This is a genomic window from Longimicrobium sp., from assembly GCF_036554565.1.
Classification (GTDB): domain Bacteria; phylum Gemmatimonadota; class Gemmatimonadetes; order Longimicrobiales; family Longimicrobiaceae; genus Longimicrobium.
The window spans coordinates 1-16003 of the sequence record NZ_DATBNB010000419.1 but is presented as its reverse complement, the minus strand read 5'-3'; the positions used below and the strand labels follow the sequence as shown (position 1 = coordinate 16003).

Below are 16003 nucleotides of genomic sequence, written 5' to 3'. Positions count from 1 at the left end.
CGTTCAGCGCGATCCGTCCGCGCGCGCCGCGGCGCAGGCCGGCCACCGTTTCCAGCAGCGTGGTCTTTCCCGATCCCGACACGCCGAAGATGCCGGTGACGCGGTGCGTCGTCTCGAACGCCACGTCCAGCCCGAACCGGTCCAGCGGCAGGGTTACGTTCACGGACAGCACGGGAACGCTCATCGCCGGACCGCCGCCGCCCGGGTGCGCGACAGGTGCTCCGCCGCGTACACCGCCACGAAACCCGCCACGAGCGCGATGATCAGCAGCACGTTCGCCTCGCCCTCGCGGCCTGCCTGCTGGGCGCTGAAGATGGCGGTCGCCAGCGTCTGCGTGCGTCCAGGGATGTTGCCGGCCAGGATGATCGTGGCGCCAAACTCGCCGACGGCGCGGGTAAAGCCCAGGATGAGCGCCGCGATGAGCCCGCGGCGGGCGAGGGGAAGGGTGAAGCGGAAGAAGGTGGCGGCGCGACCGTGCCCCAGCGTGCGCGCCATCTCTTCGTAGCGAGGGTCCACGCCCTCGAAGCTCACGCGCGCCGTCCGTACCACCAGCGGCGTCGCCATCACCGCGCAGGCGATCACTACGGCCTTGGGCGAAAGGATCACGTCCAGGTCCAGCCCCAGCGTGCCCTCCCCCAGCGGCCCGTCGTAGGCGAACAGCCGCAGCAGCAGGTATCCCACCGCGGTCGGCGGCAGCACCAGCGGCATGCTGAACAGGGTGGAGACGGCGGTCTTGCCGCGGAATTCCCGCCGGGCCAGCAGGTACGCCACCAGCGTTCCCGGCACCATCACCAGCAGCGTGGCGATGGCGGCCCACGTGAAAGTGGCGCGCAGCACCTCCAGCATCGCCTGGTTCACGGCTTTGCGGCCAGGGGGATGAAGCCGTGGCGCGCGAACACGCGGGCGGCGTCAGGCCCGGCGATGAACTCCGCGAAGCGGCGGGCGGCCTCGGGGCTGCCTCCGTCCGCGACGAGCGCCATCGCGTAGCGGATGGGCGGACCGCTGCTCACCTCGAACAGCACGCGCGTCCGGCCGGCGAACACCATCTGGTCGGTGCGATAGACGGCGCCCACCACGCCCGGGTCCGCCAGCACCAGCCCCAGCGCCGCGCGCACGTCCGGCGCGGGCGCGACGCGATCCTTCACGCCATCCCAGAGCGTCTTGCCGCCGCAGTCCACCGACTGCATCCACTTGCGGGCGTAGGTGCCGGCGGGGACGGCATCGGGGTCGCCCATCGAGATGTGCTCGAACAGAACCGTGGCGAGCGTGCAGGGCTGGTCCACCGTCCACGTGGCTCGCGAGTGGCCCACGATCACTAGCGCGTTGGCCAGCAGGTCGCGCCGGGTGCCGGGTTCGACGCGCCCGGCGGACTGCACCGTGTCCATCCACGCCTCGCTCGCGCTGACGAACAGGTCCATCCCCCGCGCCGCGCCAATCTGGTGCGCCAGGTCGTTCGATCCCGCAAAGTTGAACGATACGGGCGTGCCGGTGGATTGCGTGAAGCTCGCCGCCAGCTCCTGCATGGCCTCACGAAGGCTGGCGGCGGCGAACACCACCACCTCGCCGTCGCCCCGGGCCGGCGCGTCGGCCTTGTTTCCGCAGGCGGCGAGCAGGAGGGCGGCCAGGATGGGCGTGATGGATGGGCGCAGCTTCATCGGCAGGATGGAAAGGTCAGTCTTGGGCCGCGCGGGCCATGGCGTGACGCGCGGCGGCGAAGCACAGGGCGGCGAGGACGATCAGCGGCAGCAGCAGCGCGGCGTCCGGCGCGCGTCCGAAGAGCACGGCGTCGCGGAGCGCGTCGGCCACGCGGGTCAGCGGGTTCCAGCGCGCCACGCCCGCCAGCCAGTCCGGCATCTGGCGGGTGGGGACTAGAGCCGTGCTGGTGAACAGCAGCGGCATGTTCACCACGTGCACGAACACCGCCATGCTTTCCTGCGCCCGCGTCCGCAGCGCGATCCAGCACGAAAGGCAGCCGTACGCCACGCCGAACGCCGCCAGGGCAAGGATGGCGACCACGATTCCTGAGATGCTGGGCCGCAGCCGCGCGCCGAGCAGCACGCCCAGCAGCGCGACGGCCAGGGCCTGCAGCAGAAGGCGGCTCACGTCCGCCGCCACCTTGCCGCCCAGCATCCACCCGGGATGCGACGTGGCGCCAGACATACGCTGCGCGAAGCCGGTCTGGAGGTCGCGCACCAGCTCGATGCCGGCCTGCGACGCGCCGAACAGCACCGTCATCGCAGCGACGCCGGGGAGCAGAAAGTCCAGGTACGAAAGTCCCGCGTACGCCGGGCTCAGGCTGAAGCGGTGGAAGAGGAAGCCGAAGATCAGCATCCAGAACAGCGGCTGCACGAGCGAAAACGTCAGCGGCACGGGCCGGCGCAGCGTTTTGCTCCACGTCCGCCGCGCCGTCTCGCTCAGCACGTACACGCCGCTCATCCGCGCCTCCCGCGGCCCCGTCCGCCGCCGCCACCGCGTCCCGGGCGAGGCGGTGATCCCGGCGCGCTCCCGGTCAGCCGGAAGTAGGCGGCAGCCAGGTCCGGTTCTTCACGCACGAGCCCGCGGAATGCGATCCCCCGTGCCTCCAGCAGGTGGAGCAACGGCTCGATCGGGGGATGCTGGGCGCGCCAGATCACAACGCCGGACGCGTCCACCGAGGCATCCGCGACCTCAGGGAGCGCGTCGATGGATTCCCGCAGGCCGACGACATCCGCCTCGCTGGCCGGCCGCTCGAAGCTGACGGCCACGCGCGCCCGGGCGTGCGTCGCGACCAGCTCCGCGGGCGATCCATCCGCGAGCAGCCGACCGGCGTGCAGCAGCAGCACGCGATCGCAGTGGGCGGCCGCATCCGCCAGGTCGTGCGTGGCGACGATGACGGTGTTGCCCTCTTCGCAGAACGCGGCGAGGCGGCGCCACAGCTCGGCGCGGCCGCGCGGATCCAGGCTGGTCGTGGGCTCGTCCAGCAGCAGCAGCCGCGGGCCATGCATCATTTCCAGCCCCAGGTGAAGCCGCTGACGCTCCCCGCCCGACCACGTGCCGACGCGGCGCTGGACGAAGGGCTCCAGCCCCGCATCCGCCACGACGCGTGAGAGGCAGCCGTCGCGCTCGCGCCGCGGCAAGCCGCGGAGGGCGTGGAACAGGCGCAGCGTTTCCCAGCCCGTCATCTCCGGGTCCAGTGCCACGTCCTGCCCCGCGTACCCCGTGAGCGGCCGGAGCGCGGCGCGGTCGCGGCGCGGATCGAGCCCCATCACCCGCAGCTCGCCCGAATCCGCCACGAGCGCGCCGTGGATGAGCTTCAGCAGCGTGGACTTGCCCGACCCGTTGCCGCCGATGAGCGCCGTCAGCGTTCCCGGCGGCAGGGCGAAGCTCACGCCGTCCAGCGCGTTGATCCCGCCAGCGAATGCGCGGGAAAGGCCGTCGGCGCGGACGGCGTCAGTCGGCGTAGACGATGGTGCCGGCATGCTCGCCCCGCACGGCCGCCGCAATGCGGTCGGGATCGCGCCCGTTCACCACCTGGAACTGCTTGACCAGGCGGCAGTTCAGCAGCAGGTCAGGCAGCACCTCGTCGAACGGAAGCGTGCGCAGCGCCCGCTTCTTCAGCTCGCGCGCGCCGATGCTGTCGATGAACGAGGCGCCCGGATTCTCCTTGGGATCGTCATCGTACAACCCGTCCACGTCCTTGACCAGCGTGACCGTCTTGCACCCGAAGCACTCGGCCAGGATGAAGCAGCCGGCGTCCGTGCGGTGCGGCGGAATGCGGCCGATGTGCGGCGGGTGCTCCCAGATGGAATAGGGCGGCACGCCGTTGAAGATCACCCCCGGCGCCGAGTGGATGAACAGCGGCAGCAGGTGGCCGAAAATCTCGGGGGGGATGGCGACCACCCCGTACGGCGCGAGCAGCGTGCCCAGGATGTGCGCGTTCCCCAGCGCGTCGGCCACGGACACCTGGGCCAGCACGCCGGTGGGCAGCCCAAGGTCCAGCCCGATGGAGAACACGTGGCGGCTTCTGACTCCGCCACCCACCCCCAGGATCAGCCGCTCCGTCTTCAGCAGCTCGCCCAGCACCTCCACCACGGGGTAGGTGACGGCGCGCCCGGCGTCCAGCACGGAGCGGCCGCCCACCTTGACCACGTGCACGTTGGGCAGCATGCGCACCACCGGCGCCTCGGTGCCGGCCATCACACCCCGGTCCACCAGGCTCTCCCTCATCAGGCTGGACGCCACGTGGTGGCGCCGGTCGGTCATCGTATCGGACATGGATTCAGTGGAGAGCGGATGAGGGTCAGTCGGCGGTGATCAGCGTGCCCACGTCCTCGCCCTCGAGAGCGCGGGTGAGGTTGCCGGGAACGAGCCCGTTGATGACGCGAATGGACCGCCGGTTCTCGGCGTGCTCCATCAGCTCCAGCACGGCGCGTTCGACGACGACGTCGTCCAGGTCCATCTCCTTCAGCTCGCCCAGGGTGATGCGAGGGATGAACTTCGCTCCCCTGTCCTTCTTGGGGTCGGCCGTGTACAGCCCGTCCTCGTCCTTCACGAAGATCATCGACTTGGTGCCGAACACCTCGCTCACCAGGTAGCACCCGGTGTCCGTTCGATGCGGGGGGATGCGCCCGACGGCGGGGTTCTGCTGCCAGAAGGTGTAGGGCGGCATGCCGAAGAAGATGCACGCGCCGCGCTCTTCCAGGTAGAGCGGAAGCTGGGGAAACTGCACTGGCTCGATGAAGGGAATGCCGTGCTTGGCCAGCAGGTAGTGCAGCATGCGCGCGTTCTGCATGCTCACGAAGGTGCCCAGCACGCTCAGCACGCCGGTGGGCATCCCCAGGTCGATGCCCACGCTGTAGGCGTGCCGCGCGCGTGTGCCCGCCCCCGTGCCGATGATCATCTTGTGGCGGCCCAGGTTGGCCACGATCTCGTCGATCAGCGGAAAGACGGCGGCGCGCCCCCGGTCGATGAAGCTCTGGCCGCCCACCTTCACGACGTTGGCGTCGGGAAGGATCTGCACCAGCGGATGCGGGGCGGTGCGCGCCAGCAGCTCGGCGTCGGTGAGGTTGCCGGCAACCAGCGACTGGCCCAGCGCGGTCAGCAGTTCGGCTTGCATGGATGGAGAGCGGGGGGATGGATTCCGGCACGGCGGAGGGTCCGCGGCGCGCGGGGATGTCAGAGGCGGATCGCCTGGATCTCGAACGATTCGTCCTGCGGCAGCGGCCTGTGCAGATCGCCGAACTCGGTCCGCGCCCAGGCTTCGAGCTCGCCGAGGATGTGCGCCTTCATGTCCGGCAACAGCCCCAGCCCGGCGAGCCCCGACTTCTCCCGCCACGAGGCCAGCGAGTCGGCCGGGGCATGATCCTTCGTCCACGTAGCGGCGATGCGCGGTGGCTGGCGGATCGCCCCGCGCGCTTGCAACGCGCCGAACACGGCCTCCATGTGGCGCTCGCCGCTGCGCCCCGTGTAGCCGAGTTCGTCGTTCAGCAGCTGGCGCATCCGGCGGCGCAGCACGGCGCGCGGCGAGTCGGGCGGTCGCCGCACCCGTCCAACGACCAGCCATCCGCCGGGAGAGAGCACCCGCCGAACTTCGGGGACCACGCGGGAAAGATCCAGGTGGTGCAGCGCGCGGGCAGAGAACACCACGTCAACGGAGCCATCCGCGGCCGGCCATGGATCGTTTCCATCCGCCACGCGCAGATCGGGATGCAGCCCCGCCTTGGCCGCGCGCAGGCGGAAGAAGTGCAGCATGCCGGGCGAGCGGTCGAAACCCACGTACCGGATGGGACGGCGGAGCAGGGGCAGGATCAGGTTACCCGTTCCGGCGCCCACCTCCAGCCACCGCTGGCCCTCGGGCATCCCGACGATTTCCTCCAGCGCCGACGCGACGGCTTCCGCCGCGTGCGGGGGAAGCCCGGCGCGCTCGTCGAAGAGCGCGGCCTGGTTCTCGTACGAGACGGGCGAATCCTGGGGCTGATCCACGAAGCGGGCGAGGTGGGAGCGGGGCCGCGCGAGCGCCCAACACTGTACGCCGCGACGGCACTTTTCGCAAATCCCGTCGCGCTATGGTGCATTTTGCAGTCGGGCCCTTCGGCGCGTATGCTGTCCACGCACCCGCTCCCCGCCCCTCCCCTCCACACCCTCCCGAGACGAAGCCATGACGCACGAAGCCGACGTGATCATCGTGGGAGCCGGGCTGGCCGGGCTGGTGGCCGCCGCCGAGCTGGCCGAGGCGGGAAAGAAGACGATCATCGTGGAGCAGGAGCCCCAGCAGTCGCTCGGCGGGCAGGCGTTCTGGTCGTTCGGCGGGCTGTTCCTGGTAGACAGCCCCGAGCAGCGGCGGATGAAGATCAAGGACTCGCGTGAGCTGGCGCTGAGGGACTGGATGGGAACCGCGGGGTTCGACCGCGACGAGGACCACTGGCCGCGCAAGTGGGCCGAGGCGTACGTGGACTTCGCCGCCGGGGAGAAGCGGGCGTGGCTGTGGGAGCGCGGGCTGCGGTTCTTTCCCGTGGTGGGGTGGGCGGAGCGTGGCGGATACGGAGCCATCGGCCACGGCAACTCGGTGCCGCGCTTCCACGTCACCTGGGGCACGGGTCCCGCCGTGGTGGACCCCTTCATCCGGCGGGTGCGCGAGGCGGAGAAGCGCGGACTGGTCCGGTTCGCGTTCCGCCACCAGGTGGACGGGCTGACGCTGACGAACGGCGCGGTGGATGGCGTGCACGGCACGGTGCTGGAGCCCAGCGGGGTGGAGCGGGGGCGGCCCAGCTCGCGGACGGCGGTGGGCCAGTTCGCCTTCCGCGCGCAGGCGGTGATCGTCACCTCGGGGGGCATCGGCGGCAACCACGAACTGGTGCGCAGGAACTGGCCGCCTCGGCTGGGCCCCGCGCCTGAACGGATGATCTCGGGCGTTCCCGCGCACGTGGACGGGCGCATGCTGGGCATCGCGCGGGAGGCGGGCGGGGCCATCATCAACCCCGACCGCATGTGGCACTACACCGAGGGGCTGCACAACTGGGCACCCATCTGGCCGATGCACGGCATCCGCATCCTTCCCGGCCCGTCGTCGCTGTGGGTGGACGCGCGCGGCCGGCGGCTGCCTCCGCCGCTCTTTCCCGGGTTCGACACGCTGGGCACGCTGGAGCACATCGCGAAGACGGGATACGACCACACCTGGTTCGTGCTGACGCAGCGGATCATCGAAAAGGAGTTTGCGCTCTCCGGCTCGGAGCAGAACCCCGACCTGACGGGAAAGAGCGTGCGCCAGGTGCTGGGCCGCGTGCTCCCGGGCGCGCCGGGGCCGGTGGAGGCGTTCAAGAAGAACGGGGTGGACTTCGTCGTCGAGCGCACGCTCCCCGAGCTGGTGCGCGGGATGAACGCCCTCACCGGCGGGCCGCTGATCGACCTGGCGGCGCTGGAGGCGGAGATCGTGGCGCGCGACGGGCAGCTGGAGAACCCGTTTGCAAAGGACGCGCAGATCACGGCCATCCGCGGCGCGCGCAACTACCTGGGCGACAAGCTGATCCGCGTGGCGAAGCCGCACCGGCTGCTGGACCCCGCGGCCGGCCCGCTGATCGCGGTGCGGCTGAGCATCCTCACCCGCAAGACGCTGGGCGGCCTGCACACCGACCTGTCCGCGCGCGTGCTGCGGCCCGGCGGCCAGGTGCTTCCGGGGCTGTACGCGGCGGGCGAGGCAGCGGGCTTCGGCGGCGGCGGCATGCACGGCTACCGCGCGCTGGAAGGCACCTTCCTGGGCGGCTGCATCTTCTCGGGCCGCACCGCGGGGCGGGCTGTCGCGGCGAGCCTCTGACAAAAAACCATCACGCAGAGGACGCAGAGGAAAAGGAGAGGACGCAGAGGGTACGGAGCCGCCGCGATCCCTCTGCGTCCTCTCTGTTCTCTCTGCGTCCTCTGCGTGAAACTCGTTCTTTTCAGCCAGGCCGGCGCGTGGTGATGAGGATCACGCCGTTCATCCCGCGGACGCCGTACGAGGCAGCGGAGGCGGCATCGCGCAGCACGTCGATGCGCACCACGTCCCTCGGCATGATGCCCTCCAGCGCACTGCCGGGACGCAGGGCGTGCACGGGCGTTCCATCCACCACGAACAGCGGCTCCCCGCCCGAACCGAAGTTGCCCGCGCCTCGGATACGCACGAGGTAGCCGCCGTCTCCCGTCCGCGTGACCTGCACCCCGGGGACGCGCCCCCGCAGCATCTCCTCCACGCGCGTCACCGGCTGGTTCCGCAGGTCGCGTCCGTGTACCGAGCTCACCGCACCCGTCACCCGGCTGGCGGGAACCGTCCCATACCCGATGTCTACCTCGTCCTCGGGCGCCGGCTCGGTGGATGGCGCCGCCGAACGCGCCCCGCACCCGCCCAGCAGCACGGCCGTGCACAAGGGCATGCTCCAGCGGACGATCAGGCGAGTGGCCATCAGTGCCTCCTCTTGGTTGCGTTCGTCCGCCGGGGCCGGCTTCACTCCATCAAACTTGCTGCACACCGGGGGCCACGGACACGCGGGCGGGGGCGGATGGCGCGCGCGGCAGGGTACGGCGCCCAGGCAGCCGGATCGCCGGGCTCCGCCTTTCCCTCCCCGGGTGAAGGGAAAACCCCCGCGTCCCGGTGGGCGCCGTGGGGCGGCTCCGCGCGTGCGGTCGCGGAGTTCTCCGCATCGCCGCGGCCCCGTGTAGGAACCATCTTGTCAGCAGGTTGACGGACACCTTCGACCTTCTGACGGGAGATTCACCATGAGCACGCATGCGCTCCGGCGCTTTCGCCTTTTGTCGTGGCCGTTCCGCAGCCCGTTCTCGTCGCCCCTGTGGCTGGCGCTGCGGATGTACCTGGGCCTGGTATGGATGACGTTCGGGCTGGGAAAGATCCGGGCGGGATGGCTGACGAGCAATCCGCTGCGCCCCCTGCTGACCGCCGTCGCCGAGGGGCAGACGCAGACGCCGCTGGACTTCTACACGCACGTTGCCCGGCTGATGGTGGACACCGGCGCCGACGGCCTGCTCTCGGTGGTGATCCCCCTGGCCGAGGTGGGGGTGGCGATGTCGTTCTTCTCGGGCGTGCTCCTGGTGCCGGCGGCCATCATCGCGATCGGCATCAACCTGAACCTGATCCTGGCGGGGATCGCGTCGGTTCACTTCGACGGCAGGATCATCATGATGCAGGTGCTGCTGCTCGCGGCATGGCGTGTGGCGGGGCTGCTGGGGCTCGGGACGCTGGTGAGGCGGATGTGGCCCCGGCTGCATCAGGTGCGGAGGGCGACGGCCTGAGGGGCGGTCCCCCCATCTTTGCCGCCAGGGTACTGCTGGGAAGAAGACGGGAGGATCTCGGGTGAGGGGGGGCGAGTTGTGGCGCATGCCGCGGCCGCCCCCCTCTCCCGGCCTCTCCCCCGTAAACTGCACGGGGGAGAGGAGAATTCGAGTGCGCTTCGGCTGGCCACGCGCACTCGTGGCGAACGCGAGGGCGGGGGGCGGTGCGGTTCGACGGGACTCGGCGCATGCCGCTGGCAGCCCTCTCTCCCCGGCCCTCTCCCCCGCAAGCGGGGGAAAGGGAGAATTCGATCGCGCTCCAGCCGGCTGCGCGCACTCGACTGCGCGTGTAGTCCGCGAAGGCGGACTTTGGGCCTTTGTTGCCGCGACTTCAGTCGCCCCAGCAGGGCCGAGGCCTCCAGTTTGTGACCGCTGCCGCGCCCCAGCATCGTGCCGGCCGCGGCTAGATCCTTCGGCGCGCCTGGTATGCCGTACGGGCCAATTCGGTGCGCTCGCGCCTCTGGATGACAGATTGCGCTCCGGCTGGCCCCGCGCACCCGACTGCGTATGCAGTCCGCGAAGGCGGACTTTGGGCCTTTGTTGCCGCGACTTTAGTCGCCCCAGCATAGCCGGCCCCCCTCTCCAACTCACCCGCCAGCCAACTCCCTGGCCGCCCCGCGATCCACCATCAAGACCATCCCCCCCGCCGGGCGAACCAGCTGCGCGGGGATGCGGTACGGATCGATCGGGCCCTCCAGCGCCGACCGGACGATGGATGCCTTGCCCTCGCCCAGTGCGAGCATCTCCACGCGCTGCGCCGCGTTCAGCACGGAGACCGTCAGCGTGAGCCGCCACTCCCCGAGCGGCCGGTGCAGCGACCAGCCGACGGTGCGCTCGGCATCGCGCAGCAGGTCGTCGAAGGGAAACAGCGACGCCGTGTGCCCGTCCGGCCCGATTCCCAGGTGAACCAGGTCGAACCGGGGGACCCCCGGGCCGAAGAACGCCTCCAGCTCCGCCGCGTACCTCGCGGCCCCCTCGCGGGGCGGAAGCTCCCCCGGCATTCGGTGCACGTTCGCTGGCGGGATGGGCACGCGGGTGATGAAAGCCGCGTTCGCCATCCGGAAGTTGCTGCGCGGATGCCCGGGCGTAACGCAGCGATCATCGCCCCAGAACAGGTGCACGCCGTCCCACGGGATCATAGACCGGAACGGCTCGTCGCCCAGCAGGCGGTACGACTGCTCCGGCGCGCTCCCGCCGGAGAGCACGACGCTGAACCGGCCGCGCGCCTGCACGGCCTCCACGGCCTGGCGCGCGAAGCTCTCCGCGGAGGCGCGGGAGGCGGCCGGTGCATCGGCGTACACTTCGATGCGGGAGGTGCCGGGGTGCACGATCTGAGCGGATGGCTGCGTGGACACGATGGTTTCCGTTGCTTACGTTCCGGCACTGGCCCGGGGAGCGTGTCCGGGCGCTGATGCACGATCCTGAATCGGAGGTTGCGCGTGCTGTTTCGCCGCGGTCCCAAGGTTCCCCCGCCCCGCCCGCCGGACCTGCCGTTCGACGAGGCGGCGCGCGACGCGCTCGGCAACGCGACGGCCGAAGCGCAGAAGGCCAACGTGGGCGCCGTCCACGCCGAGCACCTGCTCTACGCGCTGATGGCCGACCCCTCGGGCCTGGCGGCGCGCGCGTTCGAGCGCCTGGGGCACGAGCCCGCGACGGTGCGCCGTCGGATGGAGCACGCTTCGCCGCCACGCGCCTGGGGCCTGCGCGCACCCGTGCTCCCCTACGCGGATGACGTGAAAGGTGCCATCGAGTTCGCGATGCGCGAAGCCCGCGCCGCCGGCCTTCACCAGGTGGGTGCGGGCGAACTGCTGCTGGGCGTGCTGCAATCGCCGATGGGCGTCCCGGCGCGCATCTTCGGCCAGATGGAGATCACCGCCACGGCCCTCCGCGCGGCGCTCAAGGCCGGAACCCACCCGCCTGAAGGTTCGTAGCCGCGGGCGCTGACTCCATAGCCCGGTGTGCCGGCCGGCGCCCCCCATCCCCAAGTCAAGTGCGCGGGGCCAGCCGGACCGCAATCGAATTCTCCCTTTCCCCCGCTTGCGGGGGAGAGGGCCGGGGAGAGAGGGCTGCCAGGGGCATGCGCCGGCTCCCGTCGAAACGCCCCGCCCCTCGCCCACGTTCCCGCCGAGTGAGCAGGGACAGCCGAAGCGCACTCGAATTCTCCTCTCCCCCATGGGGTTTATGGGGGAGAGGCCGGGAGAGGGGGGCGACCGCGGCACGCGCCGAACCCAGGCTCATCCCCGCCGGCCCTGCCCATCCTCCGATCCAATTCCTACCACGCTGCCGTAATCACCCCGTCGGCTGGTGCCAGCTGCGCCCCTCCTGCGCCAGCAGCTCGTCCGCGCAGCGCGGCCCCCACGATCCCGCCGGGTACTCCTCCGGCTCGCCTTGGCGCTCCCATGCTTCCAGTATGGGCGTCACCAGGGTCCACGCCGCCTCAACCTCGTCTCGCCGCGCGAACAGCGTCGCGTCGCCCAGCATGGCATCCAGCAGCAGCCGCTGGTACGCCTCGGGCGACTCCACCCCGAACGCGCGCTTGTAGTCGAAGTCCATCGACACCGCCCGTAACGGGCCGCGAATCCCCGGCTCCTTGGCCTCGAAGAAGAGCGACATCCCCTCGTCGGGCTGAATGTGCAGCACCAGGGCGTTGGGCGCGGGCGAGTCGCAGTGCACCAGGTCGCGGATGGGGTGCGGCGCGGGACGAAAGCGGATCACCACCTCGCTCTGCTTCCCCGCCAGCTTCTTCCCCGTTCGCAGGTAGAAGGGCACGCCCTCCCACCGCCAGTTGTCCACGGTCAGCCGCACGGCCGCATACGTTTCCGTCCGCGACTCCTCGGGTACGTTCTTCTCATCCAGGTAGGCACGATCGTCCTCGCCGCCCTTCCCCGACGCACCGTATCGGCCACGTACCGCCCAGCGGCCGATGTCGTCGCCCTGCAGCAGGGGGATGGACTGCAGCACCTTCACCTTTTCGTTGCGGATGGAGTCGGCGTCGTACGAGGCCGGCGGCTCCATCGCGACGAGCGTGAGGATCTGCAGGAGGTGGCTCTGGATCATGTCGCGCAGGGCGCCGCTGCGGTCGTAGTAGCCGGCGCGCCCCTCCACGCCCACGCTCTCGGCCACGGTGATCTGCACGTGGTCCACGTAGTTGCGGCTCCACAGCGGCTCCCAGATGGTGTTCGCGAACCGGAACACCAGCAGGTTCTGCAGCGTTTCCTTGCCCAGGTAGTGGTCGATGCGGAAGATCTGCCGCTCGCGGAACACCTCCAGCAGGCTGGCGTTCAGCCCCTGCGCGCTCTCCAGGTCGCGGCCGAACGGCTTTTCGACGATGATCCGCGTCCACGCCGCGTCCTTGGGCCCCGTCACCAGCCCGGCGCCGCCCAGTCCCTGCGCCGTCTGGGCGATGACGGAGGGCGGGAGCGCCAGGTAGAACATGCGGTTGCCCTGCGTGCCGCAGTCGCGCTCCACCTCCTCCAGCACCTGCTTCAGCCGATCGAACGTCCCGGGATCGTCCGTGGAACCGTGCACGTAGCGGATACGCCGCGAGAACCCGGCCCAGTCGTCCGCGTCGGGCTCCTCGTCGAACTCCGCGAGCGCGCCCCGCATCCGCTCGCGGAAGTCGTCCTCGCCGATCTCCTCGCGCGAGTTGCCGATGATGGCGAAGCCCTCCGGCAGCAGCCCGTCGGCGCGCAGGGCCCAGAGCGCGGGCATCAGCTTGCGGCGCGTCAGGTCGCCCGTGCCGCCGAAGATCACCAGCGCCAGCGGGTCCGGCGTGCGCACCCGGGCGCCGGCCTCGGTCATGGGCGTGCGCAGCGGCGTTTCTCCCGCGGGCGGCGCGGCGGGAACGTCGCCCAGGTCCGGCCGGCCCTCGTCCTTCACCTCGCCGCTCACGCGCCCCCCGCCCCGTCCGTCGTCTTGATGGAGTGGCCGCCGAACTGGTTGCGCAGCGCGGCCACCACCTGCGCCGAGTACGACTGCTCCTGGCGCGAGCGGAAGCGCGCCAGCAGCGACAGGGTGATGACGGGCGCGGGCACGTCCAGCGCCATCGCGGTTTCCACCGTCCACCGCCCCTCGCCCGAATCCGCCACCCAGTCCTTGATCCGCTCCAGCGCCGGGCCCTCTTCGGCGTACGCGCGCTCCAGCAGTTCCAGCAGCCACGAGCGCACCACGCTGCCGTGGTTCCAGAGCGAGGCGATCCCCTCCAGGTCGTACTCGAAGCCGGACTTGTGGAGGATCTCGAAGCCCTCGGCGTACGCCTGCAGCAGCCCGTACTCGATGCCGTTGTGCACCATCTTGGCGAAGTGGCCGGAGCCGCTGGGCCCCACGTGCGCGTAGCCGCCCTCGGGGGCGAGCGTCCGGAACACGGGCTCGCACACCGCCGCGGCCTCCGGCGCGCCGCCCACCATCAGGCAGTAGCCGTTCTCCAGCCCCCAGATGCCGCCGCTGGTGCCGGCGTCCATCAGCCGCAGCCCGCGCGTTTCCAGCTCGGCCGCGCGGCGCTTGCTGTCGTTGTAGTTGCTGTTGCCGCCGTCGATCAGCACGTCGCCGGGATCGCAGATGTCTGCCAGGTCGCTCAGCACCTGCTCCGTCGGCGGGCCCGCGGGCACCATCACCCACACGGCCCGTGGCCCATCCAGCGCGGCCACCAGTTCCTGCAGCGAAGCCGCAGCCTTCGCGCCCGACGCCTCGGCCACGGCGCGCGTGACCTCGGGGTCGCGGTCGAACACCACGAGCTCGTGCCCGCCGCGGGTCAGCCGCTGCGCCATGTTGCCGCCCATCTTTCCGAGCCCCACCATCCCCAGCCGCATCCGCCCTCCCGCTGTCCGGTGTCGTGGATGGATCTTCGTCGCGCCCCTCCGCTGCAAGTCCCGGCCCGGCAAAGCGCGTGCGACGTTGCCAGCCGGCCTCCGTGCGATGTACGTTCCGTTGGAACCGCCGTGCCGACAGGGGCATGCGCCCGGGCCGAGAGCCGATCACGACCCGGCGCCTGAACGGGAGCGTTTCGTTGAACTCCGAGTTGAAGTGTCCACGTTGCGGCACCGAGAACGTGCGCGACCTGGACCTGGTGCGCGCGGAAGGCAGCTCGCACATCCACATCGAGAGCGAGAGCACGCCCACGGGGCTCGCCATCTTCAGCGGTGCGCCGCTCTGGGCCCGCAACCGGCGGATTTCCTCGCACGGGACCATCCAGTCGGAGCTCGCCCGGTCGCTCGGCCCGCCGGCCCCGCCCCGGTGGGGGATGATCGCGTTCGCCGTCTTTCTGCTGTACATGCTGAGCATCTTCCTGGGCCACATTGCCCCGCACCTGGCAAGCGCGCGGATGCTGGCCGTGGCGCGGCCGCTGACGGGGCTGCTGGTGCTTGGCGCGGCCTGGCTGCTGGCCCGCCGGTACCGCGACCGGCGGGAACAGTGGGAGGACGCCGTCCGCAAGTGGGACCGCTCGTTCCTTTGCAACCGCTGCGGAATGGTGTTCGAGTTCGAGTTCCCCGAAGCCGCCGGCGACGAGCCGCGATGACAAAAGAGGCGCCCCCGCAGAAGGGGCGCCTCTTTCGTATCGTCCGCGCGGTGGCGGGTCAGCCTTCCTGGATGTTGATCGGGCCGTTGGTGGTGACGGCGCGGATGGTGGGGCCGCCCCCGTTGATGTCGGTGTTGATGTTGGCACCCGGCCGCCAGCCGCGCTCGCCGGGGCGGCGCTGGTCCGCGGGGCGAAGGGCGCGCGGAACGTTCACCGGGCCGTGCACCGTGCGGGCCTCCAGGTGCGCCGCGTATCCATCCGGCATGCGGACGCTCACCGGGCCGTTCACCGTCTCCGCATCCAGCCGCTCACCCGTCCAGCGGCGGCCGGTCAGCCGCACGTTCACCGGCCCGTTCTGCGTCCGCGCGGTGACGTTTCCGGACAGCTCCGACAGGTTCAGCGGGCCGTTGTGGGCGCGCAGGTTCATCGTCCCCGACACGCGCTCCACGTTGATGGGCCCGTTGTGCGTGCGCACGTCAAGGTTGGTGCGCGCCGGAACGAGGATCTCGTAGTTCACGGCCCAGCCGCTGTTGTTCCCCATCTCCGGACCGCTGGCGCTGATGGTGCCGCCCGTGTTCACGCGGATCTGCTGCGCCGTCGACCGCGCGCGCTCGTCGCTGCCGGCCCAGGTCTGCACGCGCGCCTGCACCACCACGTCGCGCCCCTCGTGGGTGCGAACCGACACGCCACCGTTCTGCCCGGCGTCGATCGTCAGCGAGCCGCGCGCCGGAATGCGGGTTTCGCGCACCTCGCAATGCGTGACGCGATCGTTGTTGTGGCGGTAGTTGCGCCGGCACTGCTCCACCCACTCATCCGCCGAGCGCTGGGCGAGCGCGGGCGTGGCGAGCAGGAGGGAAACCATCGGGAGAAGGAGAACGGAAGTGCGCATCGGTACGCTCCGGGCCAGTCGGGGACTCAACAGGCAGCGTCGTGCAGCCTGGACCACCCTATGATGCGCGGCGGGAGCGGATGGTTTGGATGACGTGCGGCGCTCAGGAAGACGCGAACGGACCGCACCCGAATCCGGGGCGGTCCGTTCGCTGGGCCGGTGCGGCCATTGTTGCCGCGGGCGAGGGCGCGAAGGCTGGAGTATTGAACGGGCTACATCGAAAGAACGTCGCACATGGGAGGGTACTACATTCTGGTCAGCCTCCGCCACCCGCCACCGGCCGAGCATTAAGGCGTGCATCTGTG

Annotated in this window: 17 protein-coding genes; 4 read left to right on the top strand and 13 right to left on the bottom strand. The window is 70.8% G+C overall.

What is annotated here, in order from left to right; genetic code table 11:
• The 8 genes from VIB55_RS11490 to VIB55_RS11455 form a co-directional block, all read right to left on the bottom strand.
• Positions 1-184 (bottom strand): ATP-binding cassette domain-containing protein (locus tag VIB55_RS11490; protein ID WP_331876803.1); only part of this gene is annotated, 184 nt, incomplete at its 3' end.
• Complete coding sequence (modB, locus tag VIB55_RS11485; protein WP_331876802.1) at positions 181-858, bottom strand: molybdate ABC transporter permease subunit; 678 nt, start codon at positions 856-858, stop codon at positions 181-183. The genes VIB55_RS11490 and modB, both read right to left, overlap by 4 nt.
• A complete protein-coding gene (gene modA / locus VIB55_RS11480) occupies positions 855-1655 on the bottom strand; it encodes a molybdate ABC transporter substrate-binding protein (RefSeq protein WP_331876801.1) in 801 nt (266 codons plus the stop codon). Before modA ends, modB begins: the two co-directional genes overlap by 4 nt.
• Before the next feature lie 16 nt (positions 1656-1671).
• A complete protein-coding gene (locus tag VIB55_RS11475; protein ID WP_331876800.1) occupies positions 1672-2436 on the bottom strand; it encodes an ABC transporter permease in 765 nt (254 codons plus the stop codon).
• A complete protein-coding gene (locus VIB55_RS11470) occupies positions 2433-3458 on the bottom strand; it encodes an ABC transporter ATP-binding protein (protein WP_331876799.1) in 1026 nt (341 codons plus the stop codon). The genes VIB55_RS11475 and VIB55_RS11470 overlap by 4 nt, the downstream gene beginning before the upstream one ends.
• Positions 3430-4254 (bottom strand): hypothetical protein, encoded by an 825-nt coding sequence (locus VIB55_RS11465; RefSeq protein ID WP_331876798.1) that lies wholly within the window; start codon positions 4252-4254, stop codon positions 3430-3432. The genes VIB55_RS11470 and VIB55_RS11465 overlap by 29 nt, the downstream gene beginning before the upstream one ends.
• A 25-nt stretch (positions 4255-4279) precedes the next feature.
• Positions 4280-5095, bottom strand: a complete 816-nt coding sequence (locus VIB55_RS11460) for a hypothetical protein (RefSeq protein ID WP_331876797.1) — start codon at positions 5093-5095, stop codon at positions 4280-4282.
• A 59-nt stretch (positions 5096-5154) separates the two neighbouring features.
• Positions 5155-5961, bottom strand: coding sequence for a class I SAM-dependent methyltransferase (locus tag VIB55_RS11455; RefSeq protein ID WP_331876796.1), 807 nt, complete (start codon positions 5959-5961; stop codon positions 5155-5157).
• Between the two features lie 175 nt (positions 5962-6136).
• Between VIB55_RS11455 and VIB55_RS11450 the strand changes: the two genes are divergently transcribed.
• On the top strand, positions 6137-7789 hold the full coding sequence (locus tag VIB55_RS11450) for an FAD-binding dehydrogenase (RefSeq protein ID WP_331876795.1): 1653 nt from the start codon (positions 6137-6139) through the stop codon (positions 7787-7789).
• A gap of 121 nt (positions 7790-7910) precedes the next feature.
• On the opposite strand, the gene VIB55_RS11445 is transcribed toward VIB55_RS11450, so the two are convergent.
• Complete coding sequence (locus VIB55_RS11445) at positions 7911-8411, bottom strand: TonB-dependent receptor plug domain-containing protein (RefSeq protein ID WP_331876794.1); 501 nt, start codon at positions 8409-8411, stop codon at positions 7911-7913.
• Positions 8412-8724: 313 nt separating this feature from the next.
• On the opposite strand from VIB55_RS11445, the gene VIB55_RS11440 reads away from it, so the two are divergent.
• Positions 8725-9255 carry a hypothetical protein gene (locus VIB55_RS11440; protein WP_331876793.1) on the top strand — a complete coding sequence of 177 codons (531 nt, stop codon included), beginning with the start codon at positions 8725-8727 and terminating at the stop codon, positions 9253-9255.
• Between the two features lie 626 nt (positions 9256-9881).
• Here VIB55_RS11440 and pgl read toward each other — a convergent pair.
• Complete coding sequence (gene pgl, locus VIB55_RS11435; RefSeq protein ID WP_331876792.1) at positions 9882-10649, bottom strand: 6-phosphogluconolactonase; 768 nt, start codon at positions 10647-10649, stop codon at positions 9882-9884.
• Positions 10650-10733: 84 nt separating this feature from the next.
• Here pgl and VIB55_RS11430 point away from each other — a divergent pair, with 84 nt between their 5' ends.
• A complete protein-coding gene (locus VIB55_RS11430) occupies positions 10734-11225 on the top strand; it encodes a Clp protease N-terminal domain-containing protein (RefSeq protein WP_331876791.1) in 492 nt (163 codons plus the stop codon).
• Positions 11226-11583: 358 nt separating this feature from the next.
• Here VIB55_RS11430 and zwf read toward each other — a convergent pair whose 3' ends face one another.
• Positions 11584-13185: a glucose-6-phosphate dehydrogenase gene (zwf, locus tag VIB55_RS11425; protein WP_331876790.1), complete on the bottom strand. Its 1602-nt coding sequence runs from the start codon at positions 13183-13185 to the stop codon at positions 11584-11586.
• Positions 13182-14102, bottom strand: coding sequence for a phosphogluconate dehydrogenase (NAD(+)-dependent, decarboxylating) (gnd, locus tag VIB55_RS11420; RefSeq protein WP_331876789.1), 921 nt, complete (start codon positions 14100-14102; stop codon positions 13182-13184). The genes zwf and gnd overlap by 4 nt, the downstream gene beginning before the upstream one ends.
• A 197-nt stretch (positions 14103-14299) precedes the next feature.
• Here gnd and VIB55_RS11415 point away from each other — a divergent pair, with 197 nt between their 5' ends.
• Positions 14300-14809, top strand: a complete 510-nt coding sequence (locus VIB55_RS11415; protein WP_331876788.1) for a hypothetical protein — start codon at positions 14300-14302, stop codon at positions 14807-14809.
• Positions 14810-14867: 58 nt separating this feature from the next.
• On the opposite strand, the gene VIB55_RS11410 is transcribed toward VIB55_RS11415, so the two are convergent.
• A complete protein-coding gene (locus tag VIB55_RS11410; RefSeq protein WP_331876787.1) occupies positions 14868-15698 on the bottom strand; it encodes a hypothetical protein in 831 nt (276 codons plus the stop codon).
• Between the last annotated feature and the right edge of the window lie 305 nt (positions 15699-16003).

Bases quoted from the DNA above. Each gene is read 5' to 3' on its own strand.
- VIB55_RS11445 (WP_331876794.1), bottom strand. From the start codon at position 8,411: ATGGCCACTCGCCTGATCGTCCGCTGGAGCATGCCCTTGTGCACGGCC.
- VIB55_RS11465 (WP_331876798.1), bottom strand. From the start codon at position 4,254: ATGTCCGATACGATGACCGACCGGCGCCACCACGTGGCGTCCAGCCTG.
- VIB55_RS11410 (WP_331876787.1), bottom strand. From the start codon at position 15,698: ATGCGCACTTCCGTTCTCCTTCTCCCGATGGTTTCCCTCCTGCTCGCC.
- VIB55_RS11475 (WP_331876800.1), bottom strand. From the start codon at position 2,436: ATGAGCGGCGTGTACGTGCTGAGCGAGACGGCGCGGCGGACGTGGAGC.
- modA (WP_331876801.1), bottom strand. From the start codon at position 1,655: ATGAAGCTGCGCCCATCCATCACGCCCATCCTGGCCGCCCTCCTGCTC.
- gnd (WP_331876789.1), bottom strand. From the start codon at position 14,102: ATGCGGCTGGGGATGGTGGGGCTCGGAAAGATGGGCGGCAACATGGCG.
- VIB55_RS11450 (WP_331876795.1), top strand. From the start codon at position 6,137: ATGACGCACGAAGCCGACGTGATCATCGTGGGAGCCGGGCTGGCCGGG.
- VIB55_RS11470 (WP_331876799.1), bottom strand. From the start codon at position 3,458: ATGCCGGCACCATCGTCTACGCCGACTGACGCCGTCCGCGCCGACGGC.
- VIB55_RS11460 (WP_331876797.1), bottom strand. From the start codon at position 5,095: ATGCAAGCCGAACTGCTGACCGCGCTGGGCCAGTCGCTGGTTGCCGGC.
- VIB55_RS11440 (WP_331876793.1), top strand. From the start codon at position 8,725: ATGAGCACGCATGCGCTCCGGCGCTTTCGCCTTTTGTCGTGGCCGTTC.